At 70.9% G+C, this 2,428-nt stretch carries 1 protein-coding gene; it reads left to right on the top strand.

Annotated features, from left to right (window positions below; translation table 11 throughout):
• Positions 1-2,428: SDR family NAD(P)-dependent oxidoreductase (locus KCH87_RS48355; protein ID WP_210594450.1), on the top strand; the 2,428-nt coding region annotated here is incomplete at both ends.

Here is a 2,428-nt window from a genome sequence, read left to right as displayed (position 1 = left end):
GCTGGAGGTACTCGGGCAGCACCCGGGTGTCTCGCTGGCGGCGGTCAATGCCGCCGAGTCGGTGGTCGTCTCCGGCGACCCGGATGCGGTGGCGGAAGTCGCCGGGCACTTCGCCACTCTCGGCCGACGCACCAAGGCGCTGCACGTCAGCCATGCCTTCCACTCGGCGCACATGGACTCGGCGTTGGAGGAGTTCGCACAGGTCGCCGCCCAGGTCACCGCACATGCCCCGCGGCTGCCGGTGGTGTCGAATGTGACGGGGCGGGTCGCTACGGCCGAGGAGCTGGCCGATCCGGCGTACTGGGTGGCGCAGCTGCGCGGCACGGTCCGCTTTGCGGCCGGGGTGGAGCAGGCCCGGGAGCTGGGCGGGCGGGTGTTCGTCGAGCTGGGCCCGGACGCGGTCCTGGCCACCCTCGTCCCGGACGACACCACCGCCATCCCGCTCCAGCGCGCCGGGCAGACGCATGCCTTCCATCTGGCGCTGGCCACCGCGCACTGCCACGGTCTGCCCGTCGCCTGGCCGACTCCCGCCGCCGCCCTGGTCGACCTGCCCACCTATGCCTTCCAGCAGGAGAGTTACTGGTTGCATGCGGCTTCAGGTGCTGGGGATGTGGTGAGTCTGGGTCAGGCCCCGGCCGGTCATGGGCTGCTGGGTGCGGCGGTGGCGCTGGCCGAGGACGGGATGACCGTGTTCACCGGTCGGATCTCCCTGTCCACGCATTCGTGGTTGGCGGATCATGTGGTGGGTGGGTCGGTGCTGGTGCCGGGCACGGCTTTCGTGGAGCTGGCACTGCACGCGGGTGACTACGTCGGCTGCGGTCACCTGGAAGAGCTGACGATCGAAGCTCCCCTCATGCTCGACGAGAGCGACAACGTCAGCGTCCAGCTCGTCGTCGAGGCGGCGGAAGCAGCCGGACGGCACACCTTCCGCTTCTCCGCGCAGTCACCGTCGGGTACTTGGGTCCGGCACGCCACTGGAACGCTCGTCGCCGAGACCGCCCTTCCCCAGGAAGTCGTTGCTGCGCAGGGGAGTTGGCCGCCCGCCGGTGCCCAATCCGTCGACGTCACCGACTTCTACTCACGCGTCGCTGATCTCGGCATCGAGTACGGCCCGGTCTTCCAGGGGATGACAGCGCTCTGGCAGGACGGTGACGACCTGTACGCGGAGATCGCTCTGCCTTCCGGTACCGAGGTCTCCGGCTACGGACTCCACCCGGCCATCCTCGACGCCGCGCTGCACCCGCTGGCCACGACGCGGGACTCCGCGGCCGAAGGGCCCCTGCTGCCCTTCGGTTTCACGGGCGTCAGCCTCCACGCCACCGGCGCGGACGAGCTGCGCGTCCACTGGTCGCCCGTGGCAGGCACCACCGGAGCCTTCCGCTGCCAGGCCGTCGACCCTGCCGGAACCCCGGTCCTGACGGCCGACTCACTCGTCCTTCGAGAGGCGCCAAAGAACCTCGCCGCCGGACGCGGACGCGGTCCGGGCCTGACCCGGCTCGACTGGACGCCCACCACACTGGCGGCGAGTGGCATCCCGGACGGGGAAAAGTGGGCAGTGCTCGCCACCCCGTCCCTCGCTGCGCCCGAGCTGTTCGAGGGGAACGCGGAACTCACGGAACTCACCGAGTTTCCCGACGTCGCGGCGCTTGCGGAGGCAGCCGTAGACGTCGCGATCCTGCCGGTGTGGGACCCCGACGGCACTCCGGTTCCCGAGATGGTGCACACACAGACGGCCCGGCTGCTCGCTCAGATCCAGGAATGGCTGGGCGACTCCCGCCTGGAAGCGACGAGGCTGCTGATCGTGACCCGCGGAGCCGCCGCCGTAGAGGATGACGAGATACCGAACGACCTGGCGGCCGCGGCCGCATGGGGGCTGCTGCGCAGTGTGCAGTCCGAACAGCCCGGACGAGTTGTACTCGTCGACTGCGACGACGACCCGGCGTCCCTCGCTCTTCTTCCCTCGGCTCTCGCCGGCGGTGAGCCCCAACTGGCCCTGCGCCGTGGCCAGGCCTTCGTACCGCGCCTCGCCCGCCTCGCGGGTGAGCCCGCGACCTCGTCCGGCTTCGCCGGCGTGGGCGAGGGGACGGTGTTGGTGACGGGTGGTACCGGCTCGCTGGGCGCGCTCGTGGCACGTCATCTCGTGGCCGAACACGGCGTGCGTCACCTGTTGTTGACGAGTCGTCAGGGGATGTCGGCATCTGGCGCCCGAGAGTTGGTGGCGGAGCTGGAGCTCGAAGGTGCGCGGGTGCGGGTGGAGGCCTGCGACGCGGCGGACCGCGACGCGCTGGCAGGCTTGCTGGCGTCGGTCCCCGAGGCGCATCCGTTGATGGCGGTGGTGCATACGGCGGGTGTCGTCCGTGACGCCACGGTCTCGGCGCTGGCCGGCGAGCAACTGGCGCAGGTGCTGCGGCCGAAGGTGGACGCGGCC

The sequence above is a fragment of the Streptomyces sp. GESEQ-35 genome, assembly GCF_017948485.1.
Classification (GTDB): domain Bacteria; phylum Actinomycetota; class Actinomycetes; order Streptomycetales; family Streptomycetaceae; genus Streptomyces.
This window is presented reverse-complemented; position numbering and strand designations above follow the sequence as displayed.